The organism is Caballeronia sp. HLA56, from assembly GCF_054655155.1.
The window spans coordinates 678643-695156 of sequence record NZ_BAAHOB010000003.1; the positions used below are offsets into that span (position 1 = coordinate 678643).

Annotated in this window: 15 protein-coding genes; 8 read left to right on the plus strand and 7 right to left on the minus strand. The window is 57.6% G+C overall.

The annotated features are described in order from the left end of the window. Nucleotides 1-26: 26 nt before the first annotated feature. On the plus strand, nucleotides 27-899 hold the full coding sequence (locus tag ACYQ47_RS15020; protein WP_244831303.1) for an isocitrate lyase/PEP mutase family protein: 873 nt from the start codon (nucleotides 27-29) through the stop codon (nucleotides 897-899). Between the two features lie 15 nt (nucleotides 900-914). Here ACYQ47_RS15020 and ACYQ47_RS15025 read toward each other — a convergent pair whose 3' ends face one another. Then, nucleotides 915-2291 carry a GntT/GntP/DsdX family permease gene (locus ACYQ47_RS15025; protein WP_459905832.1) on the minus strand — a complete coding sequence of 459 codons (1377 nt, stop codon included), beginning with the start codon at nucleotides 2289-2291 and terminating at the stop codon, nucleotides 915-917. 304 nt (nucleotides 2292-2595) lie between these two features. Here ACYQ47_RS15025 and ACYQ47_RS15030 point away from each other — a divergent pair, with 304 nt between their 5' ends. Next, nucleotides 2596-3318, plus strand: coding sequence for a haloacid dehalogenase type II (locus ACYQ47_RS15030; protein ID WP_459905833.1), 723 nt, complete (start codon nucleotides 2596-2598; stop codon nucleotides 3316-3318). A gap of 59 nt (nucleotides 3319-3377) precedes the next feature. Here the strand turns inward: ACYQ47_RS15030 and ACYQ47_RS15035 are convergent, their stop codons facing one another. The 3 genes from ACYQ47_RS15035 to ACYQ47_RS15045 all read right to left on the minus strand — a co-directional run bounded on the left by ACYQ47_RS15035 (nucleotide 3378) and on the right by ACYQ47_RS15045 (nucleotide 5676). Beyond that, nucleotides 3378-3671, minus strand: coding sequence for a DUF1330 domain-containing protein (locus ACYQ47_RS15035; protein WP_244831306.1), 294 nt, complete (start codon nucleotides 3669-3671; stop codon nucleotides 3378-3380). Between the two features lie 120 nt (nucleotides 3672-3791). After that, the gene (locus tag ACYQ47_RS15040; RefSeq protein ID WP_244831307.1) at nucleotides 3792-4673 is read right to left on the minus strand and encodes an isocitrate lyase/PEP mutase family protein; all 882 of its coding nucleotides are present in this window, start codon (nucleotides 4671-4673) and stop codon (nucleotides 3792-3794) included. A gap of 88 nt (nucleotides 4674-4761) precedes the next feature. Next, entirely contained in the window at nucleotides 4762-5676 is a 915-nt protein-coding gene (locus ACYQ47_RS15045) for a LysR family transcriptional regulator (protein WP_250510547.1), read from the minus strand. Nucleotides 5677-5788: 112 nt separating this feature from the next. Here ACYQ47_RS15045 and ACYQ47_RS15050 point away from each other — a divergent pair, with 112 nt between their 5' ends. The 4 genes from ACYQ47_RS15050 to ACYQ47_RS15065 all read left to right on the plus strand — a co-directional run bounded on the left by ACYQ47_RS15050 (nucleotide 5789) and on the right by ACYQ47_RS15065 (nucleotide 9970). After that, a complete protein-coding gene (locus ACYQ47_RS15050) occupies nucleotides 5789-6532 on the plus strand; it encodes an SDR family oxidoreductase (protein ID WP_459905834.1) in 744 nt (247 codons plus the stop codon). Next, nucleotides 6532-7335, plus strand: coding sequence for a sugar phosphate isomerase/epimerase family protein (locus ACYQ47_RS15055; RefSeq protein WP_459905835.1), 804 nt, complete (start codon nucleotides 6532-6534; stop codon nucleotides 7333-7335). Before ACYQ47_RS15050 ends, ACYQ47_RS15055 begins: the two co-directional genes overlap by 1 nt. A 35-nt stretch (nucleotides 7336-7370) precedes the next feature. Then, complete coding sequence (locus tag ACYQ47_RS15060; RefSeq protein ID WP_459905836.1) at nucleotides 7371-8726, plus strand: MFS transporter; 1356 nt, start codon at nucleotides 7371-7373, stop codon at nucleotides 8724-8726. A 65-nt stretch (nucleotides 8727-8791) separates the two neighbouring features. Further along, nucleotides 8792-9970 (plus strand): alpha/beta hydrolase, encoded by a 1179-nt coding sequence (locus ACYQ47_RS15065; RefSeq protein WP_459905837.1) that lies wholly within the window; start codon nucleotides 8792-8794, stop codon nucleotides 9968-9970. A 39-nt stretch (nucleotides 9971-10009) separates the two neighbouring features. Here ACYQ47_RS15065 and ACYQ47_RS15070 read toward each other — a convergent pair whose 3' ends face one another. Beyond that, entirely contained in the window at nucleotides 10010-10909 is a 900-nt protein-coding gene (locus ACYQ47_RS15070) for a phytanoyl-CoA dioxygenase family protein (protein WP_284503899.1), read from the minus strand. Nucleotides 10910-11641: 732 nt separating this feature from the next. Here ACYQ47_RS15070 and ACYQ47_RS15075 point away from each other — a divergent pair. Further along, nucleotides 11642-12829 carry an acyltransferase family protein gene (locus ACYQ47_RS15075; RefSeq protein ID WP_459905838.1) on the plus strand — a complete coding sequence of 396 codons (1188 nt, stop codon included), beginning with the start codon at nucleotides 11642-11644 and terminating at the stop codon, nucleotides 12827-12829. A 17-nt stretch (nucleotides 12830-12846) separates the two neighbouring features. On the opposite strand, the gene ACYQ47_RS15080 is transcribed toward ACYQ47_RS15075, so the two are convergent. Further along, nucleotides 12847-14232 carry a sigma-54 dependent transcriptional regulator gene (locus ACYQ47_RS15080; RefSeq protein ID WP_250510551.1) on the minus strand — a complete coding sequence of 462 codons (1386 nt, stop codon included), beginning with the start codon at nucleotides 14230-14232 and terminating at the stop codon, nucleotides 12847-12849. Nucleotides 14233-14641: 409 nt separating this feature from the next. Here ACYQ47_RS15080 and ACYQ47_RS15085 point away from each other — a divergent pair, with 409 nt between their 5' ends. Beyond that, nucleotides 14642-15562 carry a response regulator gene (locus tag ACYQ47_RS15085; protein ID WP_250527257.1) on the plus strand — a complete coding sequence of 307 codons (921 nt, stop codon included), beginning with the start codon at nucleotides 14642-14644 and terminating at the stop codon, nucleotides 15560-15562. Nucleotides 15563-15572: 10 nt separating this feature from the next. On the opposite strand, the gene ACYQ47_RS15090 is transcribed toward ACYQ47_RS15085, so the two are convergent. After that, entirely contained in the window at nucleotides 15573-16514 is a 942-nt protein-coding gene (locus ACYQ47_RS15090) for a diguanylate cyclase domain-containing protein (protein WP_459905839.1), read from the minus strand.

Consider the following 16514-nt stretch of genomic DNA (forward strand, 5'->3'; position numbering starts at 1 on the left):
ATCATTCAACTTGCCGGAGAATCATCTTGACCCGTTCAGCCCGTTTTCGCGAATTATTTAAAGAGGGCCCATTCGTCTGCATGGGCGCGCACGATGCGTTGACCGCGATGCTGGCGGAACAGGCCGGCGCCAAGTCGCTATACGTTAGCGGTTTCGTTGCATCCGGCGTGATTGCAGGGCAGGCGGATATCGGCGTACTCTCGCAGACGGAAATGTTCGAGCATATCCGCCGCATTTGTCGCGTGACGACAGTGCCCATATTCGCGGATGCCGATACGGGCTACGGCGGCATCCTCGACGTGCAGCGCACGATCCGTCTATGGGAAGAAGCGGGCGCATCGGTGCTGCATCTCGAAGATCAAGCATTGCCCAAGAAATGTGGACACTATGCGGGCAAGCAGCTCGTATCGAAAGACGAGATGGTGCTCAAGTTGCGCGCAATGATCGAGGCGCGCACCGATCCGGACTTCTTCATCGTGGCCCGTACGGATGCGATTGCAGTAACCGGAATCGACGATGCGATCGCGCGGCTCGAAGCTTACGCGGAAGCGGGCGCGGATGGCCTCTATGCCGATGCGCCCGAAAGCCTCGAACACATGCGCGAGCTCACGCGTCGTCTCAAGCCGCTAGGCAAGCCGATTCTTTTCAATCAGGCGCGAACGGGAAAGAGTCCGTTCGTCTCGATGAAAGAGGCCTACGAAATAGGCTTCGATTACACCCTCGCCCCAATCGAGTCGATGCTTGCCATGCATAAAGCTGTCAAGGAAGTCATGATCGACTTCATGCGCGAAGGCACGACAGATGCCATTGCGGACCGGCTCACGACCTTCGAGGAATACAACCGCTTTGTCGGGCTCGACAAAGCGATGGAAGTCGAGAAGCACTTTGCGACCTCGTAACGATTAAAGACATCGCTAGTTGAGCAGCGTCCACAAGGCGAGGGTCAGCACGAGTCCGACGACCGACACGATGGTCTGCAAGACCGACCAAACGGCTACGGTGCGCTTGAGCGTTAAGCCGAAATATTCGCGGACCATCCAGAAGCCCGCGTCGTTGACGTGACAAAAGAACACGGACCCGGCGCCGATGGCAAGCGCCATCAACGAGTTGTGCGTGGCAGACAAGCCGCTGACCACGGGCGCCACGATACCGGCTGTCGTCGTCGTGGCGACTGTTGCCGATCCGGTGGCTTGCCTGAGCGCCACTGCGATCAGCCACGCAAGCAAGACCAGCGGCAGATGCGCGCCCACGGCGATCTTGCCGATGGTCGTGCTGATGCCTGCGGCGACGAGTGTCTGCTTGAGTCCACCGCCTGCGCCGATGGTGAGCAGAAGCGCCGCGATTGGCGGCAGGCTCTTGCGCAAGATGCCGCCTACGCGATCGCGCGCCATGCCGCGCGACCAACCGAGCATCACGATGGCGAAGAGTACCGTTAGAGCAAGCGCAATCAACGGTTCGCCTACGAAGTCGAGCGTGTCGTAAAGCAGCGTGTCCTTGGTAAGCGCGAGCTTGGCGATCGTGCGGCCGAGCATCATCACGACGGGTAGGAGTATCGTGATAAGCGAGATTGCGAAGCCCGGTGTCGCTGCGCCATCCGCATGCTCGGTAAAGAGTTTGCCCATCTCTTCTGGCTCTTCGACATGCATGCGCTTCGAAAGCCAGATGCCGTAGAGCGGACCCGCCAGAATCACGGCCGGCAGCGCAACGATCAAACCGAGCCCGAGCGTCAGTCCAAGATCTGCATGCAATGCGCTCACGGCAATGAGCGGCCCTGGATGCGGCGGTAATAATGCATGCAAAGTCGTCATGCCGGCGAGCGCTGGGATCGCGATGCGCAGGATCGGCTGCTTGGAGCGCCGTGCCATCACGAAGATGATCGGCACCATCATTACAAGGCCCACTTCGAAGAAGAGCGGCAGGCCCACGATGATCGCGACGAGCGCCATCATCCACGGCAGACTGCGGGGCGTGGAAAGATCGAGCAGGGTCGTCACCAACCGATCCGCTGCCCCCGACTCGGCCATCAGCGCACCGAGCATGGCGCCGAGCGCGATGATGATGCCGACATCGCCGAGCAACGCTCCCGCACCCTTGCTAAAGGCCTGCGCAATGGCTTCCAACGGTTGATGCGCAGCGAAACCGGCAACGAATGTACCCACTAGGATAGACAGGAACGGCGCGAGCTTGAGAACGCCGATTGAGAGGATGATGACCGCAAGGCCGAGCGCGCAGGCGATCAGAAGCTGAGTATCGTGGGCTGACCACGAAGCAAGAGTTGTCGTTGGGTTCACAGTGACTTTGTGCTGGCGCGCGGCGGCGGCATGCCGGAGCGCTTACGGTTTGCTTTCGTCCGCTCTTGAGCAGACGCGAGGCCTCGTCGTAATAGCATTTTTTTTCGCGATGGTCAAAATATGGCGTCGTCACGTTTTGCATTCGGTGTCTTGCATGATGCATGCAATCGACAAAATGCAGTGTCACAGTGTCATTTAACGCGCTTTGGCCATACTGCGAACAGTCTTACGCGGTAGAACCAAGCGCAGGGAGCTGTGGCCTTGCTAGACTAGCTTTGAGAATTGAAGCCAACGGAGAAGTCTCGTGACCCAGCCCTTAGTAAAGGCTTTCGTATTCGACGTTTTCGGTACCGTGGTGGACTGGCGCGGCGGCATAGCGCGGGAAGCTGCGTCGTTTCTAAACGCTCTCGGTCAAGCGAACGCATCGCCGGAAGCGTTTGCCGATGCATGGCGCAGTCGCTATGCGCCCGCAATGCAGAAAGTCCGCAGTGGCGAAAGACCGTTCGTAAGGCTGGATGTCTTGCATCGAGAAAATCTGGACGACGTGTTGCCCGAATTCGGCATCAACAAAGATGCCGTTCCAACGCATGTGCTCGATGAGTTGAATCTCGCGTGGCATCGTCTGGACCCTTGGCCCGATTCCGTAAAAGGACTTGCGCGCCTCAAGACGCGCTACATCATTGCGCCGTTATCGAACGGCAATATCAAGTTAATGGTGGACATGGCGAAACACGGTGGTCTGCCATGGGATGCGATTCTCGGCGCGGAAACAGCGCAGGCTTATAAGCCAACGCCGCAGGCTTATCTGCGTGCGGTCGATGCGCTCATGCTCAAGCCTGAAGAGGTGTGCATGGCGGCGGCCCATAATAGCGATCTCGTCGCGGCAAGAGCGTGCGGCCTGAAGACTGCGTTTATCGCTCGGCCTTATGAGCACGGTGCGGGACAAACCACAGACCTCAAAGCAGAAAGCGATTGGGACTTCATCGTGAACGACTTGAACGAACTGGCTGATGCAGCCGGCGCTTGAATGGCGACTCAAGGCGATGACGAGGGAACGTCATCGCCTTTCGAACAAAGCGCAGGACGTTATTCAACGCCTTCGACAATGCGGAAATCACGCTCCACTGAATCGCCTAACGTAACGAGCGCGTCCTGATAGGTCTTGCTGTCGTAAGCGGCTTTAGCAGCATCGAGTGAGTCGAACTCGATGATTACCGTGCGTTCCTTAACGCCATCGCCCTGAATGAACGACGCCACGCCGCGCGCGAGAGGGCGTCCGCCGCCTTCCTTGATCGCAACCGTCGCCTGCTTCGCGTACTCCGCGGCCTGATCAGCGTTGATGATCTTGCGGTATGCGCTGACCCAATATCCCTTTGCCATCTCTATCTCCGTTTTGTTACCTGAGTGATTGAGCGCCGGACTTCGTCACGTGCGACTCGTCCGGTTCGAAGGCAGCATAGCAAACTCTCGCTTGAGGCATGCGAGCGCTAAGAGCAGCCTTTAATCGGCTGCGTATTTGCGGTCCAGCTCGTCATACAGCGGCTTGTTCACGAGCCGCTGACGTTCCGAAAAAGGTGCAACTACGCCTGGATCTTCATCGAGACGGCCTTGTGTCTTTAGTGCCGACAACGCCGTCTGCATACCACGCACGGCGCCTTGCAGCGCGGCGTTGGCATAAAGGACGAGGCTAAAGCCAAGGCGCTCGAGGTCCTCTCGCGCTGTTACCGGCGTCTTTCCGCCGATGACGAGATTGATGAGTTGCGGCGCTTCGACGAGTTCGGTTAGCGAGGCAATTTGCTCTGGCGTCTCGATGGCCTCGATGAAAAGAATGTCGGCCCCGGCTTCGACAAATGCGCGCGCCCGCTCTATGGCGCGGTCGAAGCCTTCCACCGCGCAGGCATCCGTGCGTGCAATGATCTGGAAATTCGCGTCCTCGCGTGCGTCGACCGCGGCGTGGATCTTGCCGACCATTTCGCTGGTCGAGACCACGTTCTTACCCGCGAAATGGCCGCATTTCTTAGGCATCACCTGATCTTCGAGTTGAATGGCGTCCGCGCCAGCGCGCTCGAGCGTGCGTACGGTGTGGCGCACATTGAGTGCATTGCCGAAGCCGGTATCCGCATCGACGATGAGCGGAACATCGACGGCATCGCGAATACGAGAGGTATGTTCCGCGACTTCCGCGAGGCTGATGAAACCAAGATCGGGCAGTCCTAGCGACATATTCGTAACGCCTGCGCCGGTTATATAAATTGCTTCGAAGCCGAGGTCGACGGCCACGCGTGCGCTCATCGCGTTGAAAGCGCCCGGTAACAGCAGTGCGCGGCGCGCGTTGACCAGTTCGCGAAAGGCGGCGCGGCGGCGAGAAGATGACGTGGTCATGGCTTGATTCCGTAAGTAAGAGATTTTTGCGTTTCGTTCATGTTAAAGCGTGCAGCGGTTTGGCGCTTGGCGTCAAGCGCGTCGTCGCTTAACCGGGGACACGCGCATCGGGAATGGCGCGGCCTAGGCGCTGCGCATTCTTATAGACTGCCTGCATGAATAGAACCGCGTTGCGCGATGGCGGCGCAAAGCGCGAATAAACGAAGCTTGCCGTCAAATGTATGTGTTCGCGTAGCGGGCGTATGGTGAGAGCTGTGCCTGCCGTGGCGAAATCATCGACGATGGTCACGCCTAGCCCGCCTTCGACGAGCGCTAGTGCCTGATCGGCGCGCATCACGTCGATTGTCGACTTGAGTTCGACGCCCGCTTGCTGGCACGTCTGTGCGATCACGGTTCCAAACGGAATGTCTCGCTTGAACAGCACCACGGGTTCGCTTACCAGATCGGCAAGCGACACGACCGATGCCGCTTCAAGTCTGTGCCCCCTTGGCAAGGCGCAAACCATGCTGCCGTACATGAACGAAACGTTTTCCAGATGTTCGTGCGTGACCGGCATTGCGGCAACGGCGACCTCTGCTTCCTTGCTCAAGATTTCCATCGGCATGTCCGCCATTAGTGTGGTCTGCCAGCCTACGGTCAGTGCAGGCAGCTTGGCCTTGATATCGACGAGCGCGGGAGCCACGACGCTCATTGCGAGCGATGCACTGCAAGTGACGCGCAACAGGCTCGACGGCCCTAGCGAAAGCGCGCGCGCGAATTCATCCACGCGCACGGCAGCCTGATAAACCTGCTCGATTTCCCTGAATAACGCATGTGCCTCGGCCGTGGGAACGAGGCGGCTCTTGGAGCGCTCGAACAGGCGCAGGTCCAGTGTCGTCTCGATGTGAGACACGAGCTTGCTCACTGCAGGCTGCGATACGTAGAGCAACTTGGCTGCCGCGTTGATGGAGCCTGTGAGCATGACCGCGCGAAAGACTTCCATATGGCGGAGTTTGAAGCGCATCGGTTCGCCGTACAGCTTAACTAAAAGTTATAGCTTAAAGGAAATTCAGCATACGACAAAGCCAGCGTTTGTCCTTAGTATCGGTTCGAGTGATTTCTATCGCAAAGGGACCATGAACAAACTGGATTTGCAGGACCGTGTATGTGTCATCACCGGCGGCTCTGGTGGTATCGGATATGCGATTGCTGAGCGCTTCGTTGCGTCGGGTGCGAAGGTCGTGCTTTGGGATATCGACAGCGAGGCTGCCTTTTCCAAGGCCGAGCAGGCTCACGCGGCGTTCGCTTCTCATGTAGATGTGACGAATGCCGCCAGTGTAGCCAACGCGGCGCAGGAAGCCCACAAGCGCTTCGCATCGATCGATGTGTTGATCAACGCTGCGGGTATCAATGGAGATATCGGTCCAGTAGAGACATATTCGATCGACGCATGGCGGCGCGTACTCGACATCAATCTCACGGGCGTTTTTATTTGTTGCCGCGAAGTGCTTCCTTACCTGCGTCGCGCGCGGCATGGACGTATCGTGAGCCTGTCGTCGGTCGGGGGCAAGGAGGGCAACCCGAACCAGGGTGCTTATGGCGCGTCGAAGGCAGGCGTGATCGCATTGACGAAGTCGCTTGGCAAGGAGCTCGCGGATACCGAGATTCGCGTCAACTGCGTGACGCCCGCGGCAATCGAATCCGACATGCTGCGCGGCATGACCGAGAATGCACGCAACTTCGTGCTTGCCAAGATTCCGCTAGGACGCGCAGGTCGTCCAGACGAAGTTGCGTCGATGGTGACATGGCTCGCCACGGAGGAATGCTCGTTTTCCACCGGCGCGGCGTTCGATTTGACGGGTGGAAGGGCAACGTATTGATGAAACCTCTATCGCTCGCTCATCTCACGGTACTGGACGTAGGCCCGCCAGATCTTATCGAATTGGCGGCGAGCGCTGGCTTTCGAGCGATCAGCATTCGTCTTTGCTCACCCGTGCACGGCGGTATCGAGTATCCATTGCTTGCGAGGTCGCCTGAATTGCGTTCGACCAAGCGCTTGCTGCATGAGCTCGACGTGAAGGTGACCGATATCGAAGTGATTACTCTTGCGGCCAACACTTCCGTTGGTGACTATGAAGGCACATTCGAGGCAGGCGCGGAACTTGGAGCACACCGTGCATGCGTGAATATCGACGATACCGACCGCGCACGCGTCATCGATCGCTTCAGCGCATTATGCGATCTCGCGGCGCCATTCGGTTTGGCGCTCGATGTCGAGTTCATGCTATGGCGTCCTGTCGCGCGTCTAGCCGATGCTGTGAATATCGTGCTGTCCTCTGGCAAGCCCAATGCGTTTGTTCTGATCGACGCGCTTCATCTCATTCGTTCAGGCGGAACGGTGGAAGAGGTCGCGGCGCTTGATCCGCAAATCATCGGCAGCGTTCAGCTTTGTGATGCGCCAATGGCGTCTCCCGCTGACATCGTTGCAGAGGCACGTGGAGATCGGTTGTTGCCCGGGGAAGGGGATTTGCCCTTACGCGCGCTGCTTGCCGTGTTGCCCGATAACCTTCCGCTAGCAGTCGAAGTGCCGCTTAAGCGCGAAACCAATCCGCTTAAACGCGCGATACTCGTACAACATGCTTGTCAAAGCCTTCTTGAGACGAGCGCTCGCGTAGCACGATAGAAGCTTCGACTTCCATAAAAAAACACGGAGACAACATGACGACAGAAACGATTGGTCGAACCTCGGAGACGACATCATCGGGCGTGCCAGGCGGCAAGCATGCCAGAAAGGCCGCAATCGCGGCGTGGATCGGCAGCGCGCTCGAATACTACGACTTCTTTATCTACGGCACTGTCGCCGCGCTCGTCTTTCCAAAGATATTCTTCCCGCCCGGCGACATGACCGCCGCGACGCTTGCATCGATGGCGACCTTTGGCGTGGCTTATGCCGCACGTCCTTTAGGCTCTTTCCTCATGGGCCACTACGGTGACAGGCTTGGCAGAAAGGTCGTGATGGTCGGCACCTTGCTCTTGATGGGGCTCTCGACGTTCTTAGTGGGATGCTTGCCGACTTATCAGACCGCGGGACTGCTCTCACCTGCGCTACTCGTGTTGATGCGAATCTTGCAGGGCATCTCCGCAGCAGGGGAACAAGCCGGGGCAAATTCAATGTCGTTCGAGCACGCGCCCGCGCATCGTCGGGGTTATTACACGAGTTGGACTTTAAGTGGGACGCAGGGCGGTCAGGTGCTTGCGCCCGCCGTAGTGTTGCCGCTTGCGGCTTTGCTACCTGAAGACCAATTGCTGTCGTGGGGCTGGCGCTTGCCTTTCTGGTTGAGTGTGGCGGTGGTGATCGTTGGCTTTATCGTGCGCAGCCGACTCGAAGAGACGCCCGCCTTCGAAAGCGAAGCCTCGCATGGCGAGGTGCCGATTATGCCGCTCAAGACGCTGCTTACGGGTTATCGCAAGGAATTGCTACAGGTTTTCTTTGCCGCGCTCATTGCGTCTATTGGCACGACGTTCGCCGTGTTTGCGCTTTCGTTTTCGCGCGCACAGGCGCAACCCATCAGCACTTCGGTCATGCTGTGGACGGCTATCGTCGCTAACTTCATCGCGGTCTTCACCATTCCGTTATGGGCCACGCTATCCGACCGTATCGGCCGACGACCTGTATTTATTGCGGGAAACTTGCTGTGCGCAGTTAGCGTCGTGATCTTTTTGTGGTCGATCACGACGGGGAGCAATGCGCTCGTCTTTGCAGCGGGAGTAGTGCTCGGCGGCTTCGCTTATAGCATCACGAATGCCGTGTGGCCGGCGACATACGCGGAACGCTTTCCGACGCAAGTCCGCCTTTCCGGCATGGCGATCGGCACGCAGTTTGGCTTCGCCGTGGCCGGGTTTGCGCCGCTAGTGGAATCCGCGCTCATAGGTAAATACGGTACGGCGTCGTGGGTCATGCCGGCTGCATTCGCGGTGCTGGTGTGTCTGTTGTCCGCAGTGTCCATCTTTTCGATGCGGGAGACTTATGACGTTCCGCTCGAGCGGCTCGGCAAACGTAATTCGATCCTCTAGCGCTGACGCCAACGCGGCCCTCGCGGCATGAAGCATAATGGCTCCGAACTCGACAGGAGCCATGCATGACCGAAACGTTGAAGGATCTGCCGTTGCCCGATGGCATCCGCTCACGTCTGATCGACAACGGCAATGGCCTCTCCATGCACGTGCTGGAAGCAGGTTTCGAAACGCCGGGCAGACCATGCATTGTGCTCTTGCATGGCTTTCCCGAGCTTGCTTTTAGCTGGCGCAAGGTGATGCCGGCGCTTGCCAATGGCGGCTATCATGTCGTCGCGCCCGATCAGCGCGGCTACGGGCGTACCACGGGCGCGGCGGCTGTGTTCGATACGGATCTCGACGACTTCAATTTTCCAAATCTCGTGCGGGACGTGCTTGGGCTTATAAGTGCCTTGGGCTATCACAGCGTGGCAGCGGTCATCGGCCATGATTTTGGTTCGCCCGTAGCAGCTTGGTGCGCGTTGATCAGGCCGGATGTCTTCAGGTCGGTGGTCATGCTTAGCGCGCCGTTTGCGGGGCCGCCGACATTTCCATTTGGCACCGCATCGGAACATGCGCTGCATGAGGCGGGCGATACGGCATTGAACGAGATGGCCACTGTCTTGGCGGCGCTAGACGCGCTCGACCCGCCCCGTAAGCACTATCAATGGTATTACTCGGGTGCCGATGCGAATGAAGACATGTGGCACGCGCCGCAAGGCATGGCCGCATTTCTGCGCGCTTATTTTCACGTGAAGAGTGCGGACTGGCCGGAAAATCATCCTCATCCTTTAGCGGCGTTGAGCGCGGAAGAACTCGCTACGTTGCCGACTTACTATGTGATGGAGAAAGATAAGAGCATGCATGAGACGGTCGCACCGCATATGCCTTCGGAGGAGCAGATCGCATCATGCGCATGGATGCCGGAACGCGATCTCGACGTCTATGCGGGGGAATATTCGCGCACCGGTTTTCAAGGCGGGCTTAACTGGTATCGCTGCGCGACTAGCGACGCTCACACGGCCGCGCTTAAGACATGGTCAGGCAGCACGATAGACGTGCCTGCATGTTTCATTGCTGGAAGTAGCGACTGGGGCGTGTATCAGCGACCTGGCCAATACGAAGCGATGCGCATGCGCGCATGCAGCAATTTCCGCGCGGTGCATATGATTGAAGGTGCCGGGCATTGGGTACAGCAAGAACAGCCGGTCACGGTGGCTAACCGGATTCTGCGATTTCTCAGGCAGGACGCGTTCGGCTTTTAGACTGCCGCACGCGTCCTCTTTACCTGATGCTTCTAATACTCAACCGGCAGTGCGCTTACCCTTGATAAGACGCGCCACTCGTTCGGCGCCGAGCCGCCATTCATAAGGATTGGTGTAGTCGAACTCGCGCACCTTGCGGGACAAATATGGCCAAAAGCTGTCTCGCGTCCTGGAGTCGTTCACACGCGCCTGCCGTGAAAGACGGCGATTGTCGTTCCAGGGAAAGCTGCGGACTTCTTTCGATGCCCGTCGCGGCAAGCCAAACACCATCGAATACGCATAGCGCGGTGCATCCGAATGATTCGGACCCGCGAAATGCAGCGTACGTCCCGCATGAATGGTGCAGTCGCCGAGTTCGAGCGGACAAACGACCGCCTCGCCAGCATTAAAGCCCGTGACGCATTCAAGGCCATGCGTGCTCGGATCGCCGCCAATGGGGCCATGCGGAAGCACGGGTCCAATATGCGAGCCGGCGATGAACTGCATGCACCCGTTGGTCAGCGACACCGGCTGCAAGGGGAACCAGAAGTTCACCTCTCGATGTTCGATGCGCGGGTCGGTGAATGCTTCATCCTGATGCCAGGGTGTCACGGCCTCGGTATGAGCGGGCTTATGAAAAAAGCTGTCGCTCACGAAGCGTGCCTTGGGGCCGAGCAGTTGCATGGCGACACGTTGCACGCGCCGATTCAGCTCGCTCTCCATGAGGCTTCGCTCGAAATGCGACGGACCATGCAATTGCGCGAGCTTAGGCTTGTCCGGACCCTCACCTTCCGGATAAAAGTCGAACAGCATGCCTTGCTTGAATCCCGCCTTTTCGCGCAGCAGGCGGTCGCCAATTGTACGCAAGGTCTTAATTTCCGCATGCTCCGCAACTTTCTCAAGACGAAGAAATCCGTCCTTCCAAAAGCCCTCGCATTGCGCTTGGGATAACGATGTCATCTCCCTTGTCGCCCCGCTCAAAGAAAGAAATGCATATCACTGGAATAAAGCTTCAACAGTGAAACAGCACACAAAACAGCGTTCTGTACGGTCTCGCACAAAGCGCCCCCATGGCCCTCGACGTCTAGCTGAACTTGCCGACTTTGATTTTTTTGAAGTCTTTTACACGCAGCACACGGTTGAACTTTACGCGAAAGGTGCTTTCACCTTTGTTCGCTGCCGCTTACTGAGAGAACAACAAGCGATACGAAATTGAGACTAAATTTGAAGAAATCACTAGCAATCGCGCCGAGGTCCATCAGATGTGCTAGCCGCCAACCTTAGTCTACGTGGTGGAGCATACATCATGCTTTCATTCGTTGGCGCGATACAGGCGCTTCGACGCACCCATCTGGCGGATTCGAGCGGCATTGGCGGACAAAGCCTGGCTGAGAGCGGCAATCAGCAAGCAACATTTCCCGCTAAAACGTTTTACTGTTAAGCGGTTGCAACGATTTAATCGCGATGTAATCTCGATGATTTTTTAGTATCGTCGCGAATCGCAGACATGCCGCTAAGACATATTCAACTCGAACAATTTTCCGTCAACAACGACACCGGCCACATTTACGCAAAGGTGTTTCGGCATGTATCGAATTGCGCGCGCTGGAGAAATCAGGGAACTCGTTGAAGTCATCTATGTCCACGCACCTCGCGGCTGTGAAGGCCGCTATGCATACAAGGAGGATATCGATGCAGCAAGGACGCGTTGCCGCACTCGACGCTGGTCGTGCGCTCGCGATTGTCGGGGTTGTCGCAGTACATCTATCGTTTCAGTTCCCCAATCTGCCGGGAGCGGTGACGCTGCTGACGCACATGGGGCAGTACGGCGTGCAGTTGTTCTTCGTCATCAGCGCAATCACGATCTTCATGACCCTCGAAATGGACCACGCGCGATGTGTCGACGCGCGCCACGTCGCGCTACGCTTCTATATCAAGCGCTTTTTTCGCATCGCTCCGCTTTACTATGCGGCCATCGTCATTTACGGCCTTATCAGTTACGGGGCGACGCGCTCCGGTTACGAACACGCCTGGGTGCTCGGCGTGCATGGTCCGGTCGATATCCTCCTCAACATGCTTTTCCTGCATGCGCTCTCGCCAACGGCCATCAATAACGTGGTCCCGGGAGGATGGTCTATTGGCGTCGAAATGCTCTTCTACTTGATTGCACCGCTATTGTTTTTCCTGGCGATGAATCGCAAGCGTCTGCTCCTCGCCACCGTAATACTGCTGGCGCTTTCCTTTGCCATTACATCGATGAGCGAATGCCACGGCGTGCTCGATTGCGATGTGACGAACAACTCGTACAGTTACTTCTGGCCGCCCGTGCAGGGACCGTGCTTCATCGTTGGCATGTGGGCGTGGTATGCCTTTCGTTCGCACTTGACGGGCGACGAAAGAGTGACGCGACTTAAGTCGTACCTCTACGCTTCGCTGGCGCTTGGCTTTGCCATCGTGACCGCGATGCTCGGCGTATGGCTCGCTAAAGCTCATGCCCTCGCACCGTTGTTCGCGGCATGTAGCGCCGTAGCTTTCCTGCTGTTCGTTTGCACGCGCAGCGCGCACAAAGCAAGTGCGCCGCCTATCATGCGCAAGACACAAAGCCTGTCGATGATCCGCCGCTGTGCCGCCGCGTTAGGCCGTGAGAGCTACGGCATTTATCTTTGGCATTTCATTTGTGTCTACGTGACCTTCCATTTCTTTGAGGGAAGGTTCAAGGAGACAAGCGACGAGACAGCGTTGGCGCTATACGGCGCCACGCTGACGGCGGTGCTGGCGGCGTCGTATGCGTTGTCGAGATTATCGGATCGAGCGATTCAGGGCCGCGCGACGCGGCTCTCGCAGCACTTACTGGCAGCGCTCGACCGACGCTTTAATTAGTCTTCGCCTCGTGCGTCTTAAGCGCTCGATGCCTCAAGCGTGCGATCTGCTTTAGCGCGCAGACCATAAGCCGTCAACATACGATAAAGCGTGACTCGCGAAATGCCCAGCTCATCGGCCGCTTCACCCAAGCGGCCGCGATGACGCAAGAGTGCGACTTCAATGGCTTGCCGCTCTGCGGCTTCGCGTGCTTGCGCAAGCGTCGTCGGCGCAGCTTCGGCGTATTCGCCGAGTTCGAGATCGCTAGCGAGAATCTGACGTCCTTCCGCCATGACAATGGCGCGACGCACGCGATTGATCAATTCACGCACATTGCCCGGCCAGCCGTAATTGTGAAGCGCCGCGATGGCGCACGGCGAGAAGCCACGCAAGCGTCGGCTCGCATCTTTTCTATAGCGATCGAGCATATGATTGGCGAGCAGTTCGATATCCTTGCCGCGTACGCGCAAAGGGGGCTCGTCGATCTGCAAGACGCACAAACGGTGGTATAAGTCCGCGCGAAAACGGCCTTCGATCATCGCGGTTTGCATATCGACGTGCGTGGCCGAAATGATGCGCACATCCACGTCCGTCGAGGTTTGGCCGCCAAGACGTTCGATTTTGCGTTCTTGAAGAAAGCGCAAGAGACTCGCTTGACTCTCGAGGGGCAGATCGCCGATTTCATCGAGAAAGAGCGTACCGCCATCCGCGGCTTCCACACGGCCGATCTTGCGTTGATTTGCGCCCGTAAATGCGCCGCGCTCGTAGCCGAACAATTCGGATTGAAGCAGATGCGGTGGTATGGCGCCGCAGTTGATTGCGACGAATGGTTGATCGCGACGTACCGAGCGTTCATGAATTGCAACCGCCGTTAATTCCTTGCCGGTGCCTGATTCGCCGGAAATGAACACCGGTGCGTCCGTCATGGCGACTTTACGGATTGATCGATAAAGCGCCTGCATGGCGTCACATGAACCGACCATGCTGCCTTCCTTGCCATCGTCCTTACGCGACTCGTTGCCGGTCGCGCTGCTTGCCGTATCGTGCAAGGCGACCATGCCATACGCATGACCGACTGCATCGACTATGCGATCCGCCGATGAAGGCACGGTCACGTAATCGAAGCAGAAGTCGCGGATAAGCCGACAGATCTCGGGATTCTCGACATGCTCGGCGTCGACCGTTGCAACCCAGCCAATCTGGCAGAGTGCAAGCAATTCGGCGACAACGGCCGTATCTTTTGCGAGCCCGCGTTTAGTCAGGTCGACAATGCCGGCGGCAGCGCGCTTGCCATGACGGGCGGCTTTAGGTGGCTTGGCGGGATCGATTTGCTCAATCGTCCAGCCGCGAGCATGCAAACGCTCGGAAAGTTCTTCCGATACGGTGCGCCCGGCATAATAAAGCGTCCTGTTTTCCCCGTGCATGGCTTTTCTCATCTTATTTGTATATGCCGCTAGTATGCGCTTTATTCCTAAGAGCTTAAACGCCCCGCAAACGATAACGCGTTTTTGAATGTTTGCATTGATCTGTACAAATCGATTAAAAACGAAAGAGAAAAATTTGCGGATGCGGTTTGCGATCTGTGTCTGTACGCTTGCGCACTGCCGATCGGCCCTGTCGGAGCAAGGGCAAACGTTGAAAACACGCCGTACATTTTACTTACTGGTTTCAGGAACCGCATCGGGTGAACGAATTTTTAACGCTGGTTTGAGCCTTAGCGGAAATATCGGATAATTTGTATTCTCAAATGAACTCGTCTGCCAGACACCAGAATTTTCGAAGGCAAGGCGTAACGTCGTGGAGTGTGCCCGCCCGATGAATACCAGTCAGAAAATGGATCAGCTCAGCACCCTTGCATCCTCTCGCCAGCCGCGTTTGCTGTTCGTCGAGGACGATCCGGCCATGATTCGCATCGTGGGCGAAATGCTTGCGGAATTTCCTGATCAGCGCTTTGCCATGACAGGCGAAGCGGCCTTGACGCTCGCTCGTCAATCAATCCCCGACCTGATTTTGCTCGACGCCAATCTGCCAAACATGACGGGCTTCGACGTTTGCGAGGTTCTTAAGCGCGATCCTAAGCTTGCACACGTGCCCGTCATCTTCGTGACGAGTCATGACGCGCCCGCGTTAGAGGTCGATGCTTTTCGCATGGGCGCGGCCGACTACGTTATCAAGCCGCTGGTTGCTGCACGACTGCAGGCACGTGTGCGTGCTCAACTGCGCTTGCGCCGCCGAGTGACGGAAGCACGGACGCAAGCTGTGAGCGCAGACACAACGCCGCAGGTTCAACGCAAGGCAGCGAGCATCTATGTCGTGGGCATTCTTGCGGACGATACAGCCGATGCGCATCGCGACGCGCTCGAAGCGATCGGCGCGCTGGACATCGTGGCCGATTGCGAATCCGCGCTGGTTCTTGCAAGCCGCCATGCGCCCGCCGCGATCGTGCTCGATTCACGTTGCTGCGAAAATGGTATCGACGAAACTTTGAGCCAATTGGAAGCCTCGCATCCGCATGTGCCGATAGTCGTACTCGTCGAAGCATGCGATGTCGCAATCGAGCAGCGCACGCTGGATAGCGGTGCGGCGGATGTCATCGCCAAGCCGGCAAAGCCCGCAGTATTGCAGGCTCGCGTGCTCAACGCATTGACGGCGGCGCGCAAAGTCGAAGAGGAAATCAATGCGCTTCGTGAATCGCCGGGCGGCGCGAGCGTGCATTCGTTTCCAGCGGCTTCGCGCGAAGGCCGTGATGCGTGATCGCTGCGATTTATTCTAAAGGTGCAAGAGCGAAGCGCGCACGTCCGGCGCGCTTTGCTTCGTAAAGAGCGTCGTCTGCGGCCTTGATGAGCACAGCGGAGGTCAGCAGTTCGCGCGATGGCAAAACCGCGGCCACACCCGCCGACAAAGTCACATGCTCATCGACGTCCGAAAGGCGATGCGCAATGGCCAACGCACGCACGGCGTCCAGCATCTTCTGCGCGACCAGTTTGGCACCATCGACATTCGTATTCGGCAAGAGGCACGCGAACTCTTCGCCGCCATAGCGCGCAAGCTTGTCATAGGGCCTGCGCAGACTCTTCCCCAAAGTCTTGGCAATCGTCTTTAAACAAGCATCGCCGGCCTGATGGCCATAGTGATCGTTGAAGCGCTTGAAGTAATCCACATCCAACAGGATCAACGAAAGCGGCGAATTCTCACGTGCGCAATGCCGCCAGTCCGCAAGCAAGTCTTCATCGAACTTGCGTCGATTAGCGACACCGGTAAGACCGTCCAGCAGGGCGCTTGCGCGCAAGCGGTCGCCTTGCAGCTTGAGCGTCAGATGCGTGCGCACGCGTGCTCGCGTGATGACAGGATTGATCGGCTTAGTGATGAAATCAACGGCGCCGAGTTCGAGCGCTTTGACTTCGTCGTCTTCGTGATCCTGCGAGGTGATGAAGATGATGGGTGTATCGCGCGTCAACGGATCGGACTTGAGGCGGCGGCATACTTCGTGTCCGTCGAGATCGTCCATCACGACATCGAGCAGAATCAAATCGGGCAGTTCGTTTCGCGCGACTTGAATAGCTTGCGCGCCGCTCGTCGCCATGAAGATGTCGCACGTGTCGCGAAAGAGTTCATACAGCACGCGAATATTGACAGGCTGATCGTCCGCGATCACGAGCTTGGGACGACGGTGCACATGCATGAGCCATTGCTCAAGCTCTTCCAT